1 pseudogene is annotated in these 1,902 nt (G+C 67.2%); it reads right to left on the bottom strand.

Going from position 1 to position 1,902, the window contains the following annotated elements:
- Positions 1-163: 163 nt before the first annotated feature.
- Positions 164-1,902, bottom strand: a pseudogene (locus tag Y710_RS18985) (hypothetical protein); the annotation flags it as partial.

Below are 1,902 nucleotides of genomic sequence, written 5' to 3'. Positions count from 1 at the left end.
GGCGAATAGTTGACGAACGTTAACCCGAACGGACGATACGGCACGTGGAGCGAGGATGCATCGAGACGACGAAAGGCCCCCGACCTCAAAAAGGTCGGGGGCCTCGTTGCGCGTATCTTCCCTACGCGCACTGTGCACAGTACCGCCAGGGTGTGACAGCGGGTCAGGTCAGCGGCAGCACGACAGATCCTTCCGCACCGGAGATCGATGACTGGGCGCCCTCGACGATGGAGACCGAGCACGACCAGCCGCCGCCCTTGTAGGCGGTCGCCCGAAGCGTCCCTGACGTCGTAGATGACACCTGGCCACCGGTTGTGAAGACCGCGACCTTCATGTCGGCGGCGACGGACGCCGAGGTAGCGCCGTTCGTCCACACCGGTGTACCGAGCGTCGCCGTACCTCGGTATGCGACCGCCACGATCGCCCGATCCGAGTCACTGGTGATCGTGTGTGTCCCTTCCGGCAGGTCGAATCGCGCCACTGTGAGACGGATGTTGTTTCCGGCATGCGTGTACACCTGAGTGCCTGTGATACCTCCGCTGGTCATCGTCGATGCCTCAGGCGGTCCGCCGCCGACTCCTGCCACAGCGGCGAAGACTGTCGCCGCCTCCGGGAGGGTGATCGTGACAGTCGATGATGCGGAGGTTCCATTCGTCGCCGACGCGATCGGGTCCAGCGGATACTGGGCGCCCTCCGGCTGAATCTCCACCGTCAGATTCCGCCAGTACTGCGAGAAACTCAGAGACGCGGTACCGGCCTCGACCGGGTCCGGCGTCTTCTCGCCCCACAGCTTCACACCGTTCCCGATAGACGAGATCAGCGCGTCAGGTTCCGTCGACGGATCTGCCGAAATAGCCTCGCCGCCGTTCGAGCGGGCGTGCAGATACCGGATGGTCCACGAATCCGGCTTCGTCCCGAGCGCCGGCCAATTCACCGACGTCAGACCGACGTTGCCTGACGTGTCCGTGGCGGTCGCGCCGATCTGCGCGCCCCGCCACACCATCGCGATCATCCGCGTCGCATTCGTCCACGTCCCGGACGTCTCGCTGCCCGAGGCCGCGATCTTCCATCCGGCACGCGCACCCGACGACGCCACAACTGCCGACGTCCACCCCGACGGCAATGTGGGTGCCGTAGCCGTATTCGACGACAGATTCGACGCGAAGACGAGGATGAGATCACCAGACTGATGCGCTGGCAGTGGCACTGTCGTCGACGACGAGGTAGTGGTGCCCACCAGGTCCGGTCCGGTACTGACTTTCACTTCCGGTACGTGAGCGACCGCCGACGCCATTGCCTGCGGGACGGCGACCTCCGCTCCGGCTGAGACCGTCGGCTTGCTCCCAACTGCGGTCGCGGTGGCCATCGGTGCCGCCACGGCCACCGCGGCCTGCACGTCTGGCAGGTGGGCGAGCGCCGTCGCTTCGGCGAGTGGCACCAGCACCTCAACGCGCGACCCCACCTCCGGGACATGCGCCTCCGCGTACGCGCGCGCCTGCGGGACAGCCGCGTCGACCGCCGCGGACACTTCCGGAACATGCGCGACAGCCGTCGCTACAGCGGTCGGCGCGATGATGCCCGCCACCACAGCGACCACCGGGACATGTGCCTCGGCCGACGCGATAGCGGTCGGAATGTCGAGTACGTGACCGTTCGTCAGACCCGGCACATGCGCGACCGCCGATGCGGTGGCAGTCGGCGGAGAAATCCCGACCGCGCCCGCCACCGTCGGGACGGCCGCCTCGGCGTACGCGACAGCGATCGGAGCGACCAAGAGCGCCTCAGCCGCGACCTCCGGCACGAACGCGACCGCCGACGCCCGGGCCCGCGGGACCTGGATGAGCTGTGGAATCCGCCCATCCCACACCGCGACGCCGTCGAGGTAGGCGAGGATGATGACGT

It is taken from the genome of Gordonia sp. QH-12, assembly GCF_001578675.1.
In the GTDB taxonomy this organism is placed as follows: Bacteria; Actinomycetota; Actinomycetes; order Mycobacteriales; family Mycobacteriaceae; genus Gordonia; species Gordonia sihwensis.
Note: the sequence above shows the minus strand (reverse complement) of the source record. Positions and strands in the feature narration are given on the sequence as shown.